Here is a 16,593-nt window from a genome sequence, read left to right on the forward strand (position 1 = left end):
GTGCGTCGCGGCTGTGTGCCGCTTGATGCGTCTTCGCTCCCTCCGGCGGTGTAGCTCAGATGGTTAGAGCGACGGACTCATAACCCGTAGGTCACTGGTTCGATTCCAGTCACCGCCACCAATCACATCTTCGGGCACATTCGTACAGCCCCGCTGATTCGCGCAATACGCTGATTGGCGTGGCTTTTGTCTTTCGCAGGGGTTCGCGGGTGTTCGTTGCCTGCCGGGGGAATGTGGGGGCATAATGGGGGGCACACCGTCATCCACGTGGGGGCACATTCCTGGTTGGGTGGTTGTGTCCCTATTATGCCACTCACCGACATGGAACTCCGCGGCCTCAAGCCTGGGACGAAGACTCGTAAAGTCTTCGACGGGCAGGGGCTCTACCTGCAGATCGAACCCGGCGGCGCGAAGTACTGGCGGCTGAAGTACCGCTTCGCCGGCGTGGAGAAGCGGCTCGCGCTTGGCGTCTATCCCGAAATCGGTCTCAAGCGCGTGCGGGAGCTGCGCGACGATGCGCGGCGTCTGCTGGCCGAGGGGAGAGATCCCGGCGTCGAGCGGCGCGTGCAGCGTGCCATGGCGGCGGCGCAGCTCGAGAACAACTTCGAGGCGATCGCCCGCGAGTGGTTTGCGATGCGCGAGAAGATCTGGGCGCATAGTCATAGCGATCGCGTGCTCCGGCGGCTCGAGCGCGACGTGTATCCGGTGATTGGCAAGCGGCCGATCGGCGAGCTGACGGCGCCGGAGGTGCTGGCGTTGCTGCGCCGCGTCGAGCGCAGGACGGTGGAGACGGCGCACCGCATCATGCGGGACGTCGACCAGATCTTCCGCTACGCCATCTCCACCGGTCGCTGCACGCGGAACATCGTGCCGGACCTCCGTGGGGCGCTGCAGCCCTACAGTAACGACCACTTCGCAGCAACGCTCGATCCCAAGCGCCTGGGAAGCATCCTGGCGGCGATGGATCGCTACACCGGCACGCAGGTGGTGTGCTCTGCGCTGCGGCTGGCGCCGCTGGTGTTTGTGCGGCCTGGTGAGCTGCGGATGGCGCTTTGGAAGGACATTGACCTGGACGCGGCGGAGTGGCGCTATCACGTGCCGAAGACGGGGACAGATCACATCGTCCCGCTGTCGAGGCAGGTGGTGGCGATCCTGCGGGACCTGCATGACGTGACGGGGCAAGGGCAGCGAGTGTTTCCGGGGGCTCGATCGCCGTCCCGGCCCATGAGCAATATTGCGGTGCTGGTGGCGATGCGCAGCCTCCAGATCGGCAAGCAGGAGATGACGGGTCACGGCTTCCGCGCGGTGGCGCGCACGCTGCTGGATGAGGTGCTGGGCTTCCGGCCGGACATCATCGAGCACCAGCTGGCCCACGCCGTGAAGGACCCAAATGGAAGGGCCTACAACCGGACCTCGCACCTTCCGGAGCGGCGTCGCATGATGCAGGCCTGGGCAGACTATCTGGAAGGGCTAAAGGCTTCAGAGGTTGCGGGATGAAAGATGTCAATCTTCTAGATTGCGGAAACGCTGCCTTCGTTCGTTGTCGCGGCGAGCAGCTCGGTCATGATCCTGCGCCCTGGAGCTGATGGTATCGCTGTTGGCGACGTTATGACGAAGCGGCAATTCTTGAATAAGATCCTTGAGATAGGTGCCAGGGATTTCTCGCCAGAATAGTGTATTTCGACCATCGAAAGGCGAAGGACGATGTCTTTGTATTGGGGGTGATCGTGTTGGAAGATCAGTATCGACTTCCCTTCGCCGACCGTCCAGAAGCGTTCATCATCCAGATCGAGGCGGCAATTCTTCAAATCGACGAGAAGGCCGTCCGGTTGAGGGGGCGAGTCCTTGGTTAGCGGCCGTTCGTCAAGGTCCGAAATATCGGGCAATATCTGCCGGGTCGCTGTGTTGCAGTCGGTCTGAGGGATCGCCTGGGAGTCGGCGGCGAACTTGTAATTCACCAGTTCTGCGGCGGCTTGCCATGCTTGGGGCAGCGTTGGGTGCTGCTCGACGACATGAGTCATTGCGGCCGACAACTCCCCTACCTTTTTCTGATCGGGACGCTTGCCCTGCACCTGGGCGGTCTCGACTGTGGCGATGACGGTTGAAAGGCTTGCCTGAAGCTGTTGCGGACTCTTGGGGTCTAGGAGAGCCGTGATGAGGGGTTTGCCACTGTTGGCGTCCGAAACGTTCTGCTTGATTGTTGCGATGCTGAAGGATACCCAGGCTACCCAGCCCACCACTGCTGTCGCGGCGACACCGATAAGGACGTGATGTAATGATCGATACTTTGGGTCGAGGCGCTCCTCGATCTTTGCAACGCGAACTAAGAGGTCGGTGAATTCTTTTTGTGAAGGTCCTGCCAACGGATCATCCCCCTCGAGGGCGGACGCTTCCGCTGCCGCCGTATCCAGCTCGGCATCCTCGGGCGTCACCTGCTCTATCGTTTCGCCCACAAGGCTACGGCTTGCGGCTTCGGCTGGCAAGGGGGATGTGAGGGCGGGGCTCATTGCGCGCTGACGGACATGCGGCTGGCGCACCAGGCGTCAATCTCGCGGGCGCGCCAGCCTACGGACTTGCCGCCCAGGGAGACGGCCTTGGGGAAGCTGCCATCCCGCATGCGCATGTAGATGGTGGTGGTGCGGAGTCCCGTCGCGGCCATCACCGCCGGCAACCGCAGGATGCGGTTGGGGATGCAGGCGGCCGCCTGCTGATGGGGCGTCGGATCGACGTCGATGGCTTCGCTGGGGTTCGGCATGCTTGGCTCCTGGTGCGTGATAGGCTCTGCGGAAGAAAACTTCACTGCGGAGGTGGTTCGTGGAGATGCTAGGTGCGGGCTGGCTGGCGCTTGCTTTGCTGCGGAAGAGCGCTGACTCGGAGGACGGCAACATTGGAGGACTGATCGGCGTTGCCGTCGGGGTGGTGCTGATCCTGGTGATTCTGGCGACGCGGGGTGCGAAGAGGCCTCCCGCTGAATCGAACCGCCTCACGCCGCTGCAGCCTGCTGTGGTCTCGCCGGAGGAGATTGTGACGCGTGCTCGAGCGCACGTCGTCAACATGGAGGAGCGGAAGCAGGCGCTGCTGCAGGAGCTCGTAGCGGAGCTGAAGGCCGAACTCTACATGGCTCGTGTGGCCGGGGTGACGCACAAGAACGCTGACCGAACGTCGCGCCAGGCGGAGCTGAAGCGATGTGAGGCCTTCGAGACGCTGAGGTTGCGAAGCGATCCGGAGAACAAGTTTGATCCGAACGCCATCGAGGTGATCACGGAGCGGGACCGCTGCATCGGCTACCTGCCGAGTGAGACTGCGAGATGGGTCGCTGACTCGATGCGCGTCGGCTGGCAGTGGCACGCCGTGATGTATTCCGTTGACGAGGTCGAGCGTGAGGACGATCTCAAGCCGGTGCTGGGAGCACGCATCGCGCTGCTGAAGCTCGGGCTTGCGGAGCCGGAGCCCGAGAGCTGACGAGGTATCGACGGCTGCTCGGCTTTCGTAGCGGTTCGGCATGTCTCACAGCATGCCGTGGCGTCTAAACGGTGTCAACGAAATTCGTAGCAATTGGTACGAATTTCGTATCACTTCGACGCGGGGAACTCGACTTCATCCTCGGAGTCATGTGGAGGGAGGGGAAATCCAGGCATGCCGACCCAGAGCACGCCATTGATCTTCACCCATGGGAAGTTGTTGGAGTCGATGGTGTTGTACTTGATCGCCCCATAAAAGCTTGTCTTCTCTGCGCGTTTGCTCGGCCCGTCAAAATGCCGGCGGTTATCGAGTGCGTCGATGATCTCGTTGCGGCTCATGTAGCGCCTTGCAGCCAGCAAGATTCCTTCGATTGCCTTTTGTGGCGTGGGCTTTGATTCGGAGGCGAGAGGCTCCCCTTCGATCTTCTGAAGTTGGGCGCTCACGAACTTATATCGATCGAACTTGAGTGGCGCCACGGACTGGAAGAATTGCTCGAGATCCGCGAACTCTTTGCGCAGGTTCTCGATCTCCAGTTCTCTCGATTCGACGGGAAGATTTGGGCGCGAAGTGGGCATGGCTAGAGAAGAGCTCCGTGTGCAAGCAGGAAGTCCGGGGCCCCTGATACGCGGCACATAGCGAGAGTTCTGTAGGTCACCTCCCAATGGTACTGGACAGCAGCATAGGCCGCCATGTGGCGCTGTTGCGGCGTACCGGTTGAGAGGCGCTCTTCGACCAGGGCGAGCTCCGTATACTTCGCCTGCTGTTTTGCGCATGCATGTACTACCTCTGCGTGCTTCGGATCGACGAGGTCATGCTCAACGCAGTGCTGAAGGATGGCGACAATATGCCTTGCGTCCTCGGCGAATTGTTTGAGGCCTTCCATCCCGCCGATCGCGTCCCAAAGCGCTTGCTCCCGCTTTTCGGCTGTTCCGGGTTCCTCGAGGAATTCGATGATCGGCTCGAATCGGCCCGTCCGTAGGTGTGCTGCCTCGTTGAGGCAGCCTGTCACCAGGTCGATCTTCTTACGGGGGGTGAGCCTGTAGGCGTAAGTGAGAAGTCCTGCTCCAGCCAGGATCGCGGCGGAGATCGGGGGATGAGGCAGATCGAAGAGGAAAGTCATAATGAAGTCCCTTGGGCGCGTGTGAAACTCGGCAGAGATGATGCGATGCGTTCGGGTAGGGAGACGATTTCAGGTTTGCGGGTAAAGCAGTGCAGCCATGCAATCAAGACAAAGACGCCCATGGCGGAGCTGATGAGGTAGCCAATCACTAAAGAGGCGGCGGTGCCAGTCAGGAGCAGTGAGCTTAGAACGGCGGTGCTGGCCTGGGCCGTGAGCGATTGGACGATCTGCATCCCGTCGCGACTCCACGAGAGAATCTCGCGCTTTACAGTCCAAAGGCATGTGGTGAAAAACGCCATCCAGATGTAGCAGCAGGCGATGTTCAGCCGGGTAACAGCATTCAGAAACGCGACCGGCGTCCGGGCTTCGCCAACTGCCATCCAGATGCACCCGGCAACGAGGACCGATGCCATCGACAGCAGTGCGATCCACGCGTTCCGCGGGCGCAACCCGCGCCCGGGGATCGACCGAAGAACGTCCCACATCACCCAGATTCGCAGGAGCGCACTAAGTCCCTCGGCGGTGTAGTAGGTGTAAAAGTAGCGGACGCTATTGAGGCGGAAGTGGTAAGCGATCAGGGATGCCACGAAGTTGACGATGCAGTAGCTCAGGATTGAGGGCCAGCGACCGCCGCTTCGGCGAGCAATGATGCAAACGATAATCGCGGCTTCGAGCCCGCAGGCTGTTACCGCGCAGCTTGAAAGAAATGTTCGTGCGGCGTAGGAGTTGCCGACCAGGTGCGCCGCACGAACCCGGTTCGTTACTGCAGCGTCGACGAGCAGCCCGGATCTCCCGGAGCGCAGATCGGCGGAACGATGGACGACTGCGGAGCCGCCGGGACTGCCTGTGAGGTCTGCGCTTGTGCGTTCTGAAACCGTGTTGCAGTGAGGGCCGCAGCCGCAATCGCCACGCCCAGAACAGCCAGCTTTATTGCCTTCATGCTTCATCTCCATGCGCAGTTGCGCATGGAGAGTATGTGGCGCAGGACGGGGTGTTGCTCGGCTAAATGCGTCCATCGGGGAACCTAGTTTGATTCGGTTCATCTATCTTGCTTTCCAAGCCCCTAACTGTCAACGCGTTGCGCTTGCGGGAATGCTCGCAACGGAGGCTTACGCGTAAGCTACGATATTTTCGCTGCGAACGCTACGAATTTCCTTTACAAAGTTCGTAGCATCGGCGACAGTTCCTCTTGTGAACATCCGTAAGCCAACGGCATCGACGCTTCCCCCGCTTGCGCCCTTTCTCCAGCGCTCGCTGGTCGCGTACATCGCGGTCCGCGAGCGCAAGGGCGATGAGCCCTCCCTGTCTGAGGTCGCCAGCGAACTCGGAAAGAGCAAGGGACACGCCAACCGCTGCATGCGCGAGCTTGTCCTCGCCGGCTGCCTGCTCAAGATGCCCCCGCCCGTGCGCCACGCGCCTTACCGCGTGACGCCGATAGGTCGCCGCTGCGCAGCGAAGGCGGTGGCCAATGGCTGAGCGCCTGATCGAGTACGCGCCGAAGTTCATTGCCTTCTCCACGCCGATGGGGCCGGAGCCTTCGCGGGTTCGCGAGATGTTTCTGCGCACGCATGAGCAGGCCGCGGCGGAGCTTGTCGCCGAGCGCGCGTGGCTACGCGATGTTTCACAGGAAAGGACACAGCAATGCAAATCAGAGTAAAGGCTCAAGCGCCTCCGGATGCGTTGGTGGCTGCCTTGTCCAAGGTGCGGCTGCGCTACACGTGCCCGATCGCGGTGTATGTCTACCTTCCCTATGTCGGGGGAGGAATAGATTGCGGCGTCTTTGGTGATGGCGAGAACGGCGCATACGAGTGGTTTACATGGCGCTTCGGCGTCCTTGCGACATCCGATGGCGCTTACGGCGCACCCGAAATAGCGCTCCGAGACGTGCTGCTGTGGGTGCTGGGAATGCCTTCGGAGCCGCCGAAGTGAACTTCTACGCCAAGCCGGGCACGTGCCAGTACTGCGGTTGCACGCGGGAGGAGCCTTGCAAGCTGGCCGATGGCGATGAGTGCGCGTTTCTGAACTCGAATGCGACGCGGTGCAGCAACCCGGACTGTGTGCGTGCCGACGAAGAGGCCCGCGCGAGGGACTACAGGAAGAGTTTTCAGCGCAGGAACTCCAAGCCATCGGAGCTGCGCGAAAAGGTTCGGCGGCCACGATTCCGCCGGCGGAGGGCAGTATGAAGACGGCAATGGCAGTGGCGATAGCGCCAACGGCGAGGGAGGTCCAGGCGGGCGAAGGCCTGGGCCAGAGTGAGAGGGGCGCATGCGGGATCAAGATCCTGTGCGCGATCTCGGGATGCAATGCGGGTGCGGGGAGGACCGGCTTCTGCGGCGAGTGTCTGCCCCAGGTGGCGGCGATTCTGCTGCGGGATATGCGGCTGCTGCGGATCAACCCGGCGACGCTGGATGCGGCGTGGTTCCGCGAACAGACGGGCGGCATCCTGAACCGGGACGAGTCGCAGGAGCTGCGCCGCGCGGTGATGGCGGCGTGGGCTGGGAGGTCGATGCCGCAGGGCGCGCGCGTCCGCGACCTGATGCAGGACTTCGATTCGACGCTGGTGAAGGACGAGCCGGCGAATCGCGAACGTCGCGCCGCGCTGATGGCGAAGCTGCCGCGCATCCATGTCGAGGATGAGGCAAAGCGGCAGCAGGGCACGCCCTGGTGGGCGTGGCAGTTTCTTGGCTGGACGGTAGCGGCCCTGATCGTCGCGTTGTTTCTCGCGGGCAAGGGGCGTGCCTGGTGAGCGAGAGACAGATTGTTGAGATTCCCATTGCAGAGATCCGGCCTTCGAGCACGAACCCTCGGCGCACCTTTGACGAGGCCAAGCTGCAGGAGCTGGCGGCATCGATCCGCGAGCATGGCGTGCAGACGCCGGTGCTGGTGCGCTGGTGGGGCGGAGAGTCTTCCTACCAGCTGGTTTATGGCGCTCGCCGCCTGAGGGCTTCCGAGCTTGCGGGCAAGGTGACTGTGCCCTGCGAGGTCCGCGAGATGACGGACGCAGAGGCGAGGGACGCTCAGATCATTGAGAACCTGCAGCGCGCCGACGTGGACCCGGTGGAGGAGGCGCAGGCCTTCGGTGAGCTGCTGGAGGCTTCGGGCTCGATTGCTGCGGTCGCGGCGCGGGTGGGCAAAGAGCAGAGCTACATTGCGAAGTCGCTGCGGTTGAACGCGCTGACGCTGCCTTCGAGCGATGCGCTGCGGGCGAGGCTGATCACCATCGACCATGCGCTGCTGCTGGCTCGCCTGGCGGAGACGGAGCAGAACGCGGCGCTGAAGTGGACGCTGGACCACAGTGCCGGCGCGAAGATGACGGTGGAGAAGGTTCTCGAGGAGCGGCTCGCGCGCGTTGCGCAGGAGGCTGAGGACCGCAAGGAGGCTGAGGCTGAGGGTGAGCGTCGCTTCCGTCACTACACATGGGAACCGCAGTCTGTCGTCAAGCTGAAGGCGTGGATCGAAGCGGAGTCGGGCATTCTGCTGAGCCGCGCTCCCTGGTCGCTGACGGAGGAAGACTACCTGCTGCCCGATGTGGGGCCGTGCTCGGAGTGCCCGAAGAACACGAAGGCCAACGCTCCACTGTTTGGCGATCTCGTGATGGGCGAAGCGACGTGCACGGACGGTGCATGCTTTGCGGCGAAGACGGCCGGGTTTGTGCAGATTGAGATGCGCAAGGCCGGGCATGACGAGCAGGCCAAGCCCAAGGTGCTGGTGCCGCGGCTGAGCTGGAAGGCCTCGAGCGTGAAACCTTCGGTGGTGCCGAACGATATCAAGGTGATCATCGAGACGCCGGGGCGCTGCGGTGAGACCGCCAACCCCGCGAAGGTGTTGAAACAGGGTCAGTGGATCGAGGCGAAGCCGGGCAGCTGTGTGAACGTGCGTCCGGGCGTGACGTGCGACTGGAGCGACGACGGCCAGCGCGGCTACATGGGCGACGACAAGAAGCTGCGCAAGCCTGGCGAGGTGCTGCAGGTGTGCATCGCGGTGGGCTGCAAGACGCACCGCAAGGAGTGGGAGAAGCCGAAGGCTGCGGGAAACACTTCGCAGCGGCCCGATCCTGCGGCGCAGAAGAAGGCCGAGGAAGAGGCGGCTCATGTCGAGAAGATCGAGCGCGAGATCCGCGCGAAGATTCTCTTCGCGATCCTGGGCAAGCTGGATGCGACCAAGGCGGTGCGGCTGGTCGCAGACAAGCAGCAGGATGCTGCGGGGTGGCGCAAGCGCATCCTCGCTGTGATGCCGGAGCTCGGCGGCGAGACGCTCGAAGCCTTCATCGTCTTCTGCTCGGAGTTTGCTGGCTACTTCCATGCGAACAGCTACTGGCTGATGCAGCAGGGCGGCGTTGCGGAGAGCCGCAAGCACGTCTTCGCGCTGGCGAAGAGCGTAGGCCTCGATGGCGCGCAGATCGCAGCCAAGCACTTCCACGACGGCGGCATTGCGCCCTGGTCGGAGCGGCTGTACCCGAAGGGCGTTCCCTGGCCGAAGGGTGAAGGCTCGCCCGCGAAGAAGGCCATGGCAAAGAAGACGGCTGCTAAGAAGGCGGTTGCGAAGAAGCCGACGCTCACTCCGGAGCGGCGGAAGAAGATCGCGGCTGAGATGAAGAAGCGCCTGGCTGGGAAGAGGAAGGCTCAGCCGAAGGCCAAGGGTTCACGAAAGATCACGGCGCAGACCGTGGGATAGCGCACACGTGGGCCGGTCTTCAACGCTGGGGGCCGGTCCGTTTTTTGTCTGCAGTGTAAAGGGTGATGCGAAGAGGGGAAGGAAGCTATGGAGCACGAACCGATACCAATCAACATCGGCAACATCTGTGGGGGGGCACTGATCGAAGCGTTCGATCTGAAGCTCGCCGAAGTGTTGGCGAACGTCATGGATGTGAACACGGAGGCGCGCGCCAAACGGGTGATCACGCTGAAGGTCACCATCGTCCCGAAAGATGACCGCGTCACGCTGGACGTGCAAATCGATCCAAGCGTGAATCTCGCTCCACTGCGGCCGAGTAACTCGAAGATCTTCATCGGCAAGGACGCGGAGGGCTTCCTCTATGCGCTCAACGAAGATCCGCGCCAGATGAACATCTTCAGCCCACCCCAACGCCAGGCGCCTCCGGCTCCTATCGAGTTCAAGCCTGCAGCGGGCTGATTGTCCGCAGCCACAACCGTAGTGCCGCGGTAGCCCCGCGGGGAGTCTCAGGATGTTCGATCTGGAAAAAACACTCGATGCGGTTTACCGGCTCTTCAAGCCGCAGCCTCTCGATCACACCGTCGAAGGACGCCACTATAAAGTCCTTCCCACCGAGTATGGCCTCGAGATCCAGGGGCAGATTGTTCCGCCTGCGGCTCCGGTGGTCTCGCTTACGAGTCTTTCGGGCTTCATCGATGCGTATGGGGCCGGTGTGGATGGCTTCAGCGCAGAAGAGACCGCAGTGCATGTCGTCGACCATCTCACGGTGCAGCTCGTGTCGCTGCGCGCGGATGAGTATGGGCGACGCAAGGTGTATCTCCAGGCGGTGTGCGACGAGGTCAATCCGTTCCCCTTCGACAGCTATCTGCAGCCGGAGACCTTCCTGCTGAAGCTGGAGTCCGGCTTCCGGCCCACGGACAACGTCATCGCGCTGCAGAAGCTGGCGAGCTCGCTGAGCAGCGAGAGCTCGATCAAGACGCAGGACAACGGCCTGACGCAGACGATCGAGATTCGGCAGGGGGCAGCGAGCCACACCGAAGTCCCGCTGCCGCGCCGCATCCCGCTGCTGGCCTACCGCACCTTCCGTGAGATCGATCCGGTGCAGAGCGAGTTCCTAGTGCGCCTCAAGGCCGAGCCTAACAAGCTGCCGACGATCGCGCTGCTGCAGGTGGACGCCGACAAGTGGAAGCACGACACGGCGCTCGTGGTGAAGCACTGGCTGGTCTCGCAGCTGCCGGAGAAGACAGTCGTCATCGCGTAACGGTTGGACCGGTCTTTGAGACGGGGCCGGTCCGTTTTTTGTCTGCGGTGTGAAGGGCGAGGCGAGTGATGAAGTTATGCGGGGCCGGCGTTGCGGCGAGCGTGCAAGGGTCTGCGACGCGCCTGGAGAGTCCCCGGACGGCGCCGGTGACGGTGCACGTGAGCTATGAGACCTCGCTGGCGATGGTGACGGAGAACTTTCGTACCGCGCGCCTGCACCTGGCGGAGTGCATGGGGTGCGAGCGCAAGGCGTCTGCGGACCTGGATGCTGCTGTACAGAAGCGGCTGGCAGCTACCCGCTATGCGAATGGGCTCCGGATGCTGGGGGACGCGCTCGCCGGTTTTGCCGGGGCTGGCGGCGAGGCCTGGACGAAGGAGATGGACGCGTTCCTCGCGGCGGTCGCGCAGCATGCGGATCTGCAGCTGGGCAGCGCCGAGGAGCTGGCAGACGAGATCGCAGAGGAGACCCGGGCGTGAGCCATGACGTGGTGGTGGTGAGGATACCGGGTGTGGTCGGCTCAGATGACCTGCTGCGGGCTGCGGCGTGGCTGACTCAGCAAGGCAATGGCTGGTGCTTGTATGTCATCCACGTTGATGCGCTGCTATTGGCCGCGGTGTTGTGGACGAAGTGGCGATATCGGAGGCCTCGATGAGCTGGCTTTGGGTGGATGGGTTGGCGGTGTATCTGGCGATCGGGGCGGCGAGCTTGATGTTCGTGTGTGCCTGGGATGTGTTGGTGGCGCGGGGCCGCAACCTGCGCCGGCTGGCGCTGGCGGAGTGGGCTGTGCTGGTGACGATGATCGCGCTCGGCTGGCCTGTGGTGCTTTGGTGGTGGGTGAAGGAGGTCCGGGCGTTATGAGTGTGTATGTCGATCCTCTGCTGCGGCACGGCGGCTCTGACAGCTTTCGCTGGGACCACAGCTGCCACATGTATGCGGACACGCCGGAGGAGCTGCACGCGATGGCGCGCTCGATCGGGATGAAGCGTGCGTGGTTTCAGCCGGACGGTGGAAGGCTGCCGCACTACGACCTGGTGGGCACGAAGCGGAAGAAGGCTGTGGAGCTGGGTGCGATCGAGCACACACGCGAGCAGATGGTGCAGTTCATGCGCGACCGGCGTGGAGTTGCGGCGCCGACGTTGTTTGGAGGGAACAATGCCGACTGATCGCATCTGCGCTGCGCTGGGATGTATGAATCGCCTTGCGCCAAGTAATCCCCTCGTGTTCTGCCGGAGTTGCCAGGCGCGTCGAGGGAATGCGGCTTCGCTACCAGCGCCGTCCCCTGTACCCAGTCTCTGCAGTCGTGGATGTGGCAAACCTACACATCGCGGCCTTTGCCGTAAGGCTGCCCCTGTTGCTGCACCCGTGCCCGCTCGGGAGCCAGTGCCGCTTCCGGAGGAATTACCTACCGAGTCTCCCATCACGAAAGGACCGCGTCTCTTGGATAATCTTCGTTCCCGTTCTATCCGCATCGATGAGATCCCCGCAGCGGCGGCGCCGGTGCGTCCAGCCATGGGGCGCCTCGGTGAGCTGTGGGCAAAGCTGGTGGCGAACTGTCCGCAGGGGCTTGCGGAGGTCGTCGAAAATCGCGATCGCTCGCATGCGACGCAGACCGTGCTGCACATGCGGAAGCGCGCCAAGGCTGCTGGCTACGAACTGCGCGATGCACGCAATGAGAGAGGCGATGTGTTGTATCTCTACCTTGTCCGGCAGAAGCCGGAGATGTTGCCCGTATGAACCTTGCCTCGGGGTTGCGGGTGTATGAGACGCGCAAGGGGGAGTGGTTCCTTGCGCGGTCGGTGGCGGAGGCCGTGGCCACGGTGTTGCGCGTGCACCAGGTGGCCACTGAGGCCGAAGCGAAGCGGCGTGGGCTGTTGAGCGGCGATGGCCCGCGCGAGCTCAGCGACCTCGAGCTGCGGCAGCAGCCGATCGATGTGAAGCGTGAGGGCGGGCGCGGGCTGATGAACTTTGCGGAGTTCCTGGAAGAGATCCAGCCGGAGGATCCGGACTTCTTTGCCAGCGTGGTGTGGGATAGGCCGTGGGTGCGATGAGTGCAATGGGATCGATGAGCGTGGCGGGGTGGAGTATGGCGAACGCGGAAGGACCATGGCCGGCGGCGGTGCAACCGCAGCTGCCGATCGGCGAGGTGTTGCGGGCTCGGCGGCTTGAGCTCCGGATGAGCCAGGCGCAGGCCGCGGGGCGTGCTGATGTCGAGCAGGCCAACTATGCGCGGTACGAGCAGGATGCATTGTGTCCGCAGATGGGGACATTGCTGCGTCTCGCGTACGCGCTTCGATTGCCGGCGTCGCAGATCCTCGAGCGCGCTGAAGATCTCCAGCGTCATCGTGGCCGCCAGCTGGACGCTCGCAAGGTGCTGGGAGATCTGCTGCGGGGTGGGGAATGAGCGCGGCTCTCTCTGAGATGCTCCCCGCGAACGCGGTTGGCTTGCGCCTTGCTCGCATAGCGGGTGATGAACTCATTCTCTGCGAGAGTATCCGGTTCGGAGCAGGCCGCGCGGGAGTGTTGACCGTTCTTACTCGGGCGTCGATCTCGGGCCTTGTCGAAGTCAACGGGGAACTCCAGAGCCACTTCGTAGATGTACTCGATGAGAGTGGAGACATCGTGGAGACCGTCGCTCTTGACCGGTTCTCATACAAGGCTCTCAAGGGCCAGTGGATGCGCTGCAGGGTTGAGCGTGGTTGAGGGAATCAGTAGCTAGGGGCCGGTGTTCGCGTGAGTGTGCAAGACATGTGGTATTACAACGGCCTGGCGGCGAGCCGCATGGGCCGGGATGGGAATCCGCTTTCGCCGGCGGAGCTGCGCGTGTTAGAGCGGCTGTGCTTCCAGCACAACGCGGCGGTGTGGTGCTCGTGGGAGAACATTACGGACATGGCCGGCAAAGCGATGCTTTCTCCGGGACATTGCCGGCGAGTTCTGGCGGAGCTTGAGCGCCGGGGCATGGTGCTACGTTTTGCCGTGGTAGTGGAGGCTGAGCGTGGTGTGAAGCCGAGCTCGACGAATGAGTACGAGCTGCCCGGGCTGCTGGATGCGATGGGCGATGAAGAGCGCGAGCGGTGGCTCCAGCTCAAGCGGTCGCAGGCGAACCGCGACAGGTACTGGCGTAGGCGGCGTGTGAGGACCAACGCCGAGGTGAGCGTGCGCCGTGGCGGCCGTAAGTCACGCGTGGTGCCGATTGGAAGTAAGCAGGTGCGGGACGTTGCCGCCCAGGGCAGGTTGGATTTGTCGGCTGGGGCAACGATGGAGGACCTCGCGGCGTCGTTTGTCGCGAGCTGCACGACGGTTGAAACGGCCGCCCAGGGTGTGGAAGATTCATCGGCTGGGGCTGTGGATACGGAGCGTGCAGGCGTTTTTTTTGACGTGGAGATGTTTGCCGGGGGCAATCAAAATGTTTGTGGGGGGCAAACAAAATGTTTGCCCTCGAGTACTTGTAGTGAGTGTGAGGAGTTTACCTGTCCATCCCCCTTACCCCCTTCCGTCGCTGCGGAGATCTGCAAGAGCAACAGCAACGGCAAGGACAAGAGCGCTGGGATAGCGGGTTGGCCTGGTGAGGCGGTGCGTGCGGCCTCAACGCGCGGGCAGCGTCGCCAGCGCGCGCCGGTGGAGGCGGACGATCCCGAGGTGCATCGGGAGGTTCTTGCGGTGCTGGCGTGCACCGGGATAGCTCCGGGTGCTGCGCGTCGTCGCCTGTACCTGGCGGTGCAGCGAGCGCTGGAATGGTTCTGCAGCGAGCAGGAGTGTGCGCCGGCGGTGGGCGGCGATGTGATGCGAGAGATGTGGTCGCTGTACCTCGCCGCGAAGCCGTACCTGCTGCAGGTGCGCTGTCCGGACGTGCGCCGGTTCTACGCCGATGGCTTCTGGACAGACGTGAAGATGTGGCCGTGGATGAAGCATGAGCTTCGCGCGTGCCCGATCCGGCGGGGCGGAAAATATCTGTTCTACGAATTCGCCAGCGGCAAGAAACTCGACACTCGGCTGCTCATGTGATGTGGAAAAGTGTTTGCGTGGAATCTGGAAGCATGCTCTGGGGCCGCATGGCTATTGGCGATTTCTCGTTATGTCAGAAGTGACATTGAAGACCCAGCCGCGATGCTGCATTGTTTGTTGAGCAGGTAACAGCGTGACTGCGAGAGCAGCGTGGAGGCCTCAACGGAGGCATCCGCTACCCGTGCGAGAAGCGGGTCGTAGTGGCCGTAAAGTTGCGGCCTCGGTGCGTCTCGAAGTGACGTTGGGTTCCTGATCGCTGCTTATCCATCCCCGCCGGCCCGGTGCGCGCTCGAGAGTGCATCGGGCTTTCCTCTGAATGGAGACGAGATCGTGTCGAAGCGTTTTCAGCTGTGTGTGGAAGACAGCCGTACCGGCAATCTGCGGGTGCAGATGCATGTCACCCTCTTCGAGGGCGATCTGCTGGTGAGACAGCGCAAGGCGGAACGCGTGGAAGACGCAAGTGGTGTGCTCATCGGGTTCAAGCTGCGTACGACGCAGGGAGCTCCGGCGAAGCTGAGGCCTGCGAGTCTGGGGATGCTTCCGATTGTGGCTTCGCAGCAGAGAGAGTCCTGCCGCGCGATCTCGCGAGCCGAGGTCGAAGCCAACGCTGGGCTGCGCGGTGTTTCGAAGACGGCGCACCTTACGGACGAGCAGCGGGTTGAGCGTATCCGGCGGCACTGGACCGACGTGGATGCGATCGAGGCGGCGCAGGACAAGGTGAGAAGTTATCTCGGTGTGCACTAACGCGGAAACGCAGCCGACCACACGACGCAGAGAGGTTGGTGCGAAGCGATGGCGGAGACGCTCGCCGAACTAAGATCGACCGTTGCCCGAATGCGGAGGCAGGTCGATAAGCATGATGTGGACCTGTACCAGGGCTCAGGGAAAGACGACCCATCACTGACGACGAGGATGGCCCTTGTGGAAGATTGCGTTGGCAAGATCCGGAGTCATCTCTCGCGTATCGTGTGGCTGCTGGTCGCGGCATTGATCACGGGCACCGTGGATGTCATCGTTCACGCCACACGTCACTAAGCTTCGCGGAGAACCTGCCGCGAAAACCTGTCACTTGCCAAGGTGACTGCCGAAGGCCTGTACGCTTCGCCGCGTGCAGGCCTTCACCGTTTCGAGTGTGGAGTTGCGAGATGGCCGTAATCACTGCAGAGCAGGCTGGCGGAGCGGAGCTGGTCGCCTTCCTGGACCTGATCGCTTGGAGCGAAGGAAGCGATTACAACGTGATCGTCACCGGTGCTGATGGGCGTCGTGAGATCTTCACGGACTTCTCCGAGCATCCGTTCATGAATCGTTCGCCGAAGCTGATTCGCGCGGCGAACCCTTTGGTGGCTGGATCGAAGCCGTTGTACTCGGACGCGGCTGGCCGGTATCAGTTCATGCGTCGTGGCTGGATCCAGCTGGCGCTGCAGTTGAAGCTGGGTGATTTCTCTCCGCTGTCGCAGGACCGTGCGGCGCTGGAGCTGATGCGTGAGCGTGGCGCGTTGAGGCTGCTGGGCCAGGGTCGCGTGCAGGAAGCGATTGCAGCGTGTTCGAACATCTGGGCGAGCATGCCGGGCAACACGTATGCGCAGCCAGGCGGGAAGAAGATGGTCGACCTGATGGGGAAGTACTCGCAGCTGCGAGGTTCGGTGGCGTAGATGGCAACGCAGCTGGTGACGCTGGGTAAGTCGGTGCGCACCTGGGATGTGCGGTACCGGCGCATGCATCCATGGCGCCTGATGCATCCGGAAGAGCTTGCGCTGTTGCGATACGTTGAGCGCCAGCCGATCGCGAAGTTTGTGAGCTTCCGCGATGTGCAGGTGCTGCCGGGCGTTGTGGTCGGAGTGGTGATGGCGAATGGCGTGCGCAGGTTGTGCGCGTTCGGCGGTCCTTACGGCGGCAGCAGGTTTCAGAACTCGGTGGCGTTGGGCTGGATGGTGCTCGATGGGATGGATGTCGAGCGGATCGGCGATTCGCCGGTGAGTGTGGCGTTGGGTTGAACGTTGCTGGATGGGCCAAGCTGGCGGGCCTGGAGAGAGTAAGGCAGGAACGACCGCCGAACGGCGGATAAGGAGAAGCA

27 protein-coding genes and 1 tRNA gene are annotated in these 16,593 nt (G+C 62.7%); 22 read left to right on the forward strand and 6 right to left on the reverse strand.

Annotation, left to right across the window (positions count from 1 at the left end):
- Positions 1-44 precede the first annotated feature (44 nt).
- Both C4S68_RS17455 and C4S68_RS17460 read left to right on the forward strand, forming a co-directional pair.
- Positions 45-121 (forward strand) — tRNA-Met (locus tag C4S68_RS17455).
- Positions 122-306: 185 nt separating this feature from the next.
- Positions 307-1,497 (forward strand): tyrosine-type recombinase/integrase, encoded by a 1,191-nt coding sequence (locus C4S68_RS17460; protein ID WP_103934373.1) that lies wholly within the window; start codon positions 307-309, stop codon positions 1,495-1,497.
- A gap of 14 nt (positions 1,498-1,511) precedes the next feature.
- Here C4S68_RS17460 and C4S68_RS17465 read toward each other — a convergent pair whose 3' ends face one another.
- Together C4S68_RS17465 and C4S68_RS17470 are read right to left on the reverse strand one after the other, a co-directional pair.
- Positions 1,512-2,483, reverse strand: a complete 972-nt coding sequence (locus C4S68_RS17465) for a hypothetical protein (protein ID WP_103934374.1) — start codon at positions 2,481-2,483, stop codon at positions 1,512-1,514.
- Between the two features lie 20 nt (positions 2,484-2,503).
- Entirely contained in the window at positions 2,504-2,755 is a 252-nt protein-coding gene (locus tag C4S68_RS17470; RefSeq protein ID WP_103934375.1) for an AlpA family transcriptional regulator, read from the reverse strand.
- A 65-nt stretch (positions 2,756-2,820) separates the two neighbouring features.
- Between C4S68_RS17470 and C4S68_RS17475 the strand changes: the two genes are divergently transcribed.
- The gene (locus C4S68_RS17475) at positions 2,821-3,462 is read left to right on the forward strand and encodes an HIRAN domain-containing protein (RefSeq protein ID WP_103934376.1); all 642 of its coding nucleotides are present in this window, start codon (positions 2,821-2,823) and stop codon (positions 3,460-3,462) included.
- A 110-nt stretch (positions 3,463-3,572) separates the two neighbouring features.
- Here C4S68_RS17475 and C4S68_RS17480 read toward each other — a convergent pair whose 3' ends face one another.
- The 4 genes from C4S68_RS17480 to C4S68_RS17495 form a co-directional block, all read right to left on the reverse strand.
- The gene (locus tag C4S68_RS17480; protein WP_103934377.1) at positions 3,573-4,037 is read right to left on the reverse strand and encodes a hypothetical protein; all 465 of its coding nucleotides are present in this window, start codon (positions 4,035-4,037) and stop codon (positions 3,573-3,575) included.
- Positions 4,038-4,039: 2 nt separating this feature from the next.
- A complete protein-coding gene (locus tag C4S68_RS17485; RefSeq protein ID WP_103934378.1) occupies positions 4,040-4,582 on the reverse strand; it encodes a hypothetical protein in 543 nt (180 codons plus the stop codon).
- A complete protein-coding gene (locus C4S68_RS17490; RefSeq protein ID WP_103934379.1) occupies positions 4,579-5,169 on the reverse strand; it encodes a hypothetical protein in 591 nt (196 codons plus the stop codon). Before C4S68_RS17490 ends, C4S68_RS17485 begins: the two co-directional genes overlap by 4 nt.
- 173 nt (positions 5,170-5,342) lie before the next feature.
- Positions 5,343-5,522: a hypothetical protein gene (locus C4S68_RS17495; RefSeq protein WP_103934380.1), complete on the reverse strand. Its 180-nt coding sequence runs from the start codon at positions 5,520-5,522 to the stop codon at positions 5,343-5,345.
- Positions 5,523-5,773: 251 nt separating this feature from the next.
- Between C4S68_RS17495 and C4S68_RS17500 the strand changes: the two genes are divergently transcribed.
- From C4S68_RS17500 to C4S68_RS17595, 19 genes are all read left to right on the forward strand, one after another.
- Positions 5,774-6,058 carry a hypothetical protein gene (locus C4S68_RS17500; protein ID WP_103934381.1) on the forward strand — a complete coding sequence of 95 codons (285 nt, stop codon included), beginning with the start codon at positions 5,774-5,776 and terminating at the stop codon, positions 6,056-6,058.
- Entirely contained in the window at positions 6,051-6,239 is a 189-nt protein-coding gene (locus C4S68_RS17505; protein WP_103934382.1) for a hypothetical protein, read from the forward strand. Before C4S68_RS17500 ends, C4S68_RS17505 begins: the two co-directional genes overlap by 8 nt.
- Positions 6,224-6,511 carry a hypothetical protein gene (locus C4S68_RS17510; protein ID WP_146072196.1) on the forward strand — a complete coding sequence of 96 codons (288 nt, stop codon included), beginning with the start codon at positions 6,224-6,226 and terminating at the stop codon, positions 6,509-6,511. Before C4S68_RS17505 ends, C4S68_RS17510 begins: the two co-directional genes overlap by 16 nt.
- Before the next feature lie 250 nt (positions 6,512-6,761).
- Entirely contained in the window at positions 6,762-7,328 is a 567-nt protein-coding gene (locus C4S68_RS17515; protein WP_146072197.1) for a hypothetical protein, read from the forward strand.
- Positions 7,325-9,256, forward strand: coding sequence for a ParB/RepB/Spo0J family partition protein (locus C4S68_RS17520; protein ID WP_160115216.1), 1,932 nt, complete (start codon positions 7,325-7,327; stop codon positions 9,254-9,256). Before C4S68_RS17515 ends, C4S68_RS17520 begins: the two co-directional genes overlap by 4 nt.
- An 87-nt stretch (positions 9,257-9,343) precedes the next feature.
- Positions 9,344-9,715 (forward strand): hypothetical protein, encoded by a 372-nt coding sequence (locus C4S68_RS17525; protein WP_103934386.1) that lies wholly within the window; start codon positions 9,344-9,346, stop codon positions 9,713-9,715.
- Positions 9,716-9,767: 52 nt separating this feature from the next.
- A complete protein-coding gene (locus C4S68_RS17530; RefSeq protein ID WP_103934387.1) occupies positions 9,768-10,517 on the forward strand; it encodes a hypothetical protein in 750 nt (249 codons plus the stop codon).
- 65 nt (positions 10,518-10,582) lie between these two features.
- Positions 10,583-10,993 carry a hypothetical protein gene (locus tag C4S68_RS17535; RefSeq protein WP_146072198.1) on the forward strand — a complete coding sequence of 137 codons (411 nt, stop codon included), beginning with the start codon at positions 10,583-10,585 and terminating at the stop codon, positions 10,991-10,993.
- Between the two features lie 172 nt (positions 10,994-11,165).
- A complete protein-coding gene (locus C4S68_RS17545; protein ID WP_103934390.1) occupies positions 11,166-11,375 on the forward strand; it encodes a hypothetical protein in 210 nt (69 codons plus the stop codon).
- Positions 11,372-11,680 (forward strand): DUF4031 domain-containing protein, encoded by a 309-nt coding sequence (locus tag C4S68_RS17550; RefSeq protein WP_103934391.1) that lies wholly within the window; start codon positions 11,372-11,374, stop codon positions 11,678-11,680. Before C4S68_RS17545 ends, C4S68_RS17550 begins: the two co-directional genes overlap by 4 nt.
- Before the next feature lie 274 nt (positions 11,681-11,954).
- Positions 11,955-12,251, forward strand: coding sequence for a hypothetical protein (locus C4S68_RS17555; RefSeq protein ID WP_146072199.1), 297 nt, complete (start codon positions 11,955-11,957; stop codon positions 12,249-12,251).
- The gene (locus C4S68_RS17560; RefSeq protein ID WP_103934393.1) at positions 12,248-12,565 is read left to right on the forward strand and encodes a hypothetical protein; all 318 of its coding nucleotides are present in this window, start codon (positions 12,248-12,250) and stop codon (positions 12,563-12,565) included. The genes C4S68_RS17555 and C4S68_RS17560 overlap by 4 nt, the downstream gene beginning before the upstream one ends.
- Before the next feature lie 35 nt (positions 12,566-12,600).
- Complete coding sequence (locus C4S68_RS17565) at positions 12,601-12,918, forward strand: helix-turn-helix domain-containing protein (RefSeq protein WP_160115217.1); 318 nt, start codon at positions 12,601-12,603, stop codon at positions 12,916-12,918.
- Positions 12,915-13,217, forward strand: a complete 303-nt coding sequence (locus C4S68_RS23280) for a hypothetical protein (RefSeq protein ID WP_103934395.1) — start codon at positions 12,915-12,917, stop codon at positions 13,215-13,217. Before C4S68_RS17565 ends, C4S68_RS23280 begins: the two co-directional genes overlap by 4 nt.
- 30 nt (positions 13,218-13,247) lie before the next feature.
- Positions 13,248-14,519: a helix-turn-helix domain-containing protein gene (locus C4S68_RS17575; RefSeq protein ID WP_103934396.1), complete on the forward strand. Its 1,272-nt coding sequence runs from the start codon at positions 13,248-13,250 to the stop codon at positions 14,517-14,519.
- Positions 14,520-14,849: 330 nt separating this feature from the next.
- Entirely contained in the window at positions 14,850-15,263 is a 414-nt protein-coding gene (locus C4S68_RS17580; protein ID WP_103934397.1) for a hypothetical protein, read from the forward strand.
- 48 nt (positions 15,264-15,311) lie between these two features.
- The gene (locus C4S68_RS17585; RefSeq protein WP_160115218.1) at positions 15,312-15,554 is read left to right on the forward strand and encodes a hypothetical protein; all 243 of its coding nucleotides are present in this window, start codon (positions 15,312-15,314) and stop codon (positions 15,552-15,554) included.
- A gap of 110 nt (positions 15,555-15,664) precedes the next feature.
- A complete protein-coding gene (locus C4S68_RS17590; protein ID WP_103934399.1) occupies positions 15,665-16,171 on the forward strand; it encodes a glycoside hydrolase family 24 protein in 507 nt (168 codons plus the stop codon).
- On the forward strand, positions 16,172-16,513 hold the full coding sequence (locus tag C4S68_RS17595; RefSeq protein WP_103934400.1) for a hypothetical protein: 342 nt from the start codon (positions 16,172-16,174) through the stop codon (positions 16,511-16,513).
- The last annotated feature ends 80 nt before the right edge of the window (positions 16,514-16,593 follow it).

Origin of the sequence: Bryocella elongata (assembly GCF_900108185.1) — a bacterium.
In the GTDB taxonomy this organism is placed as follows: Bacteria; Acidobacteriota; Terriglobia; order Terriglobales; family Acidobacteriaceae; genus Granulicella; species Granulicella elongata.

What these genes read in the sequence shown, in the direction of transcription:
- C4S68_RS17475 (WP_103934376.1), top strand. Translation starts at nt 2,821, where the DNA reads ATGCTAGGTGCGGGCTGGCTGGCGCTTGCTTTGCTGCGGAAGAGCGCT.
- C4S68_RS17505 (WP_103934382.1), top strand. Translation starts at nt 6,051, where the DNA reads ATGGCTGAGCGCCTGATCGAGTACGCGCCGAAGTTCATTGCCTTCTCC.
- C4S68_RS17495 (WP_103934380.1), bottom strand. Translation starts at nt 5,522, where the DNA reads ATGAAGGCAATAAAGCTGGCTGTTCTGGGCGTGGCGATTGCGGCTGCG.
- C4S68_RS17565 (WP_160115217.1), top strand. Translation starts at nt 12,601, where the DNA reads ATGGCGAACGCGGAAGGACCATGGCCGGCGGCGGTGCAACCGCAGCTG.
- C4S68_RS23280 (WP_103934395.1), top strand. Translation starts at nt 12,915, where the DNA reads ATGAGCGCGGCTCTCTCTGAGATGCTCCCCGCGAACGCGGTTGGCTTG.
- C4S68_RS17460 (WP_103934373.1), top strand. Translation starts at nt 307, where the DNA reads ATGCCACTCACCGACATGGAACTCCGCGGCCTCAAGCCTGGGACGAAG.
- C4S68_RS17525 (WP_103934386.1), top strand. Translation starts at nt 9,344, where the DNA reads ATGGAGCACGAACCGATACCAATCAACATCGGCAACATCTGTGGGGGG.
- C4S68_RS17515 (WP_146072197.1), top strand. Translation starts at nt 6,762, where the DNA reads ATGAAGACGGCAATGGCAGTGGCGATAGCGCCAACGGCGAGGGAGGTC.
- C4S68_RS17585 (WP_160115218.1), top strand. Translation starts at nt 15,312, where the DNA reads ATGGCGGAGACGCTCGCCGAACTAAGATCGACCGTTGCCCGAATGCGG.
- C4S68_RS17530 (WP_103934387.1), top strand. Translation starts at nt 9,768, where the DNA reads ATGTTCGATCTGGAAAAAACACTCGATGCGGTTTACCGGCTCTTCAAG.
- C4S68_RS17510 (WP_146072196.1), top strand. Translation starts at nt 6,224, where the DNA reads ATGCAAATCAGAGTAAAGGCTCAAGCGCCTCCGGATGCGTTGGTGGCT.
- C4S68_RS17590 (WP_103934399.1), top strand. Translation starts at nt 15,665, where the DNA reads ATGGCCGTAATCACTGCAGAGCAGGCTGGCGGAGCGGAGCTGGTCGCC.
- C4S68_RS17485 (WP_103934378.1), bottom strand. Translation starts at nt 4,582, where the DNA reads ATGACTTTCCTCTTCGATCTGCCTCATCCCCCGATCTCCGCCGCGATC.
- C4S68_RS17595 (WP_103934400.1), top strand. Translation starts at nt 16,172, where the DNA reads ATGGCAACGCAGCTGGTGACGCTGGGTAAGTCGGTGCGCACCTGGGAT.
- C4S68_RS17470 (WP_103934375.1), bottom strand. Translation starts at nt 2,755, where the DNA reads ATGCCGAACCCCAGCGAAGCCATCGACGTCGATCCGACGCCCCATCAG.
- C4S68_RS17550 (WP_103934391.1), top strand. Translation starts at nt 11,372, where the DNA reads ATGAGTGTGTATGTCGATCCTCTGCTGCGGCACGGCGGCTCTGACAGC.
- C4S68_RS17545 (WP_103934390.1), top strand. Translation starts at nt 11,166, where the DNA reads ATGAGCTGGCTTTGGGTGGATGGGTTGGCGGTGTATCTGGCGATCGGG.
- C4S68_RS17480 (WP_103934377.1), bottom strand. Translation starts at nt 4,037, where the DNA reads ATGCCCACTTCGCGCCCAAATCTTCCCGTCGAATCGAGAGAACTGGAG.
- C4S68_RS17560 (WP_103934393.1), top strand. Translation starts at nt 12,248, where the DNA reads ATGAACCTTGCCTCGGGGTTGCGGGTGTATGAGACGCGCAAGGGGGAG.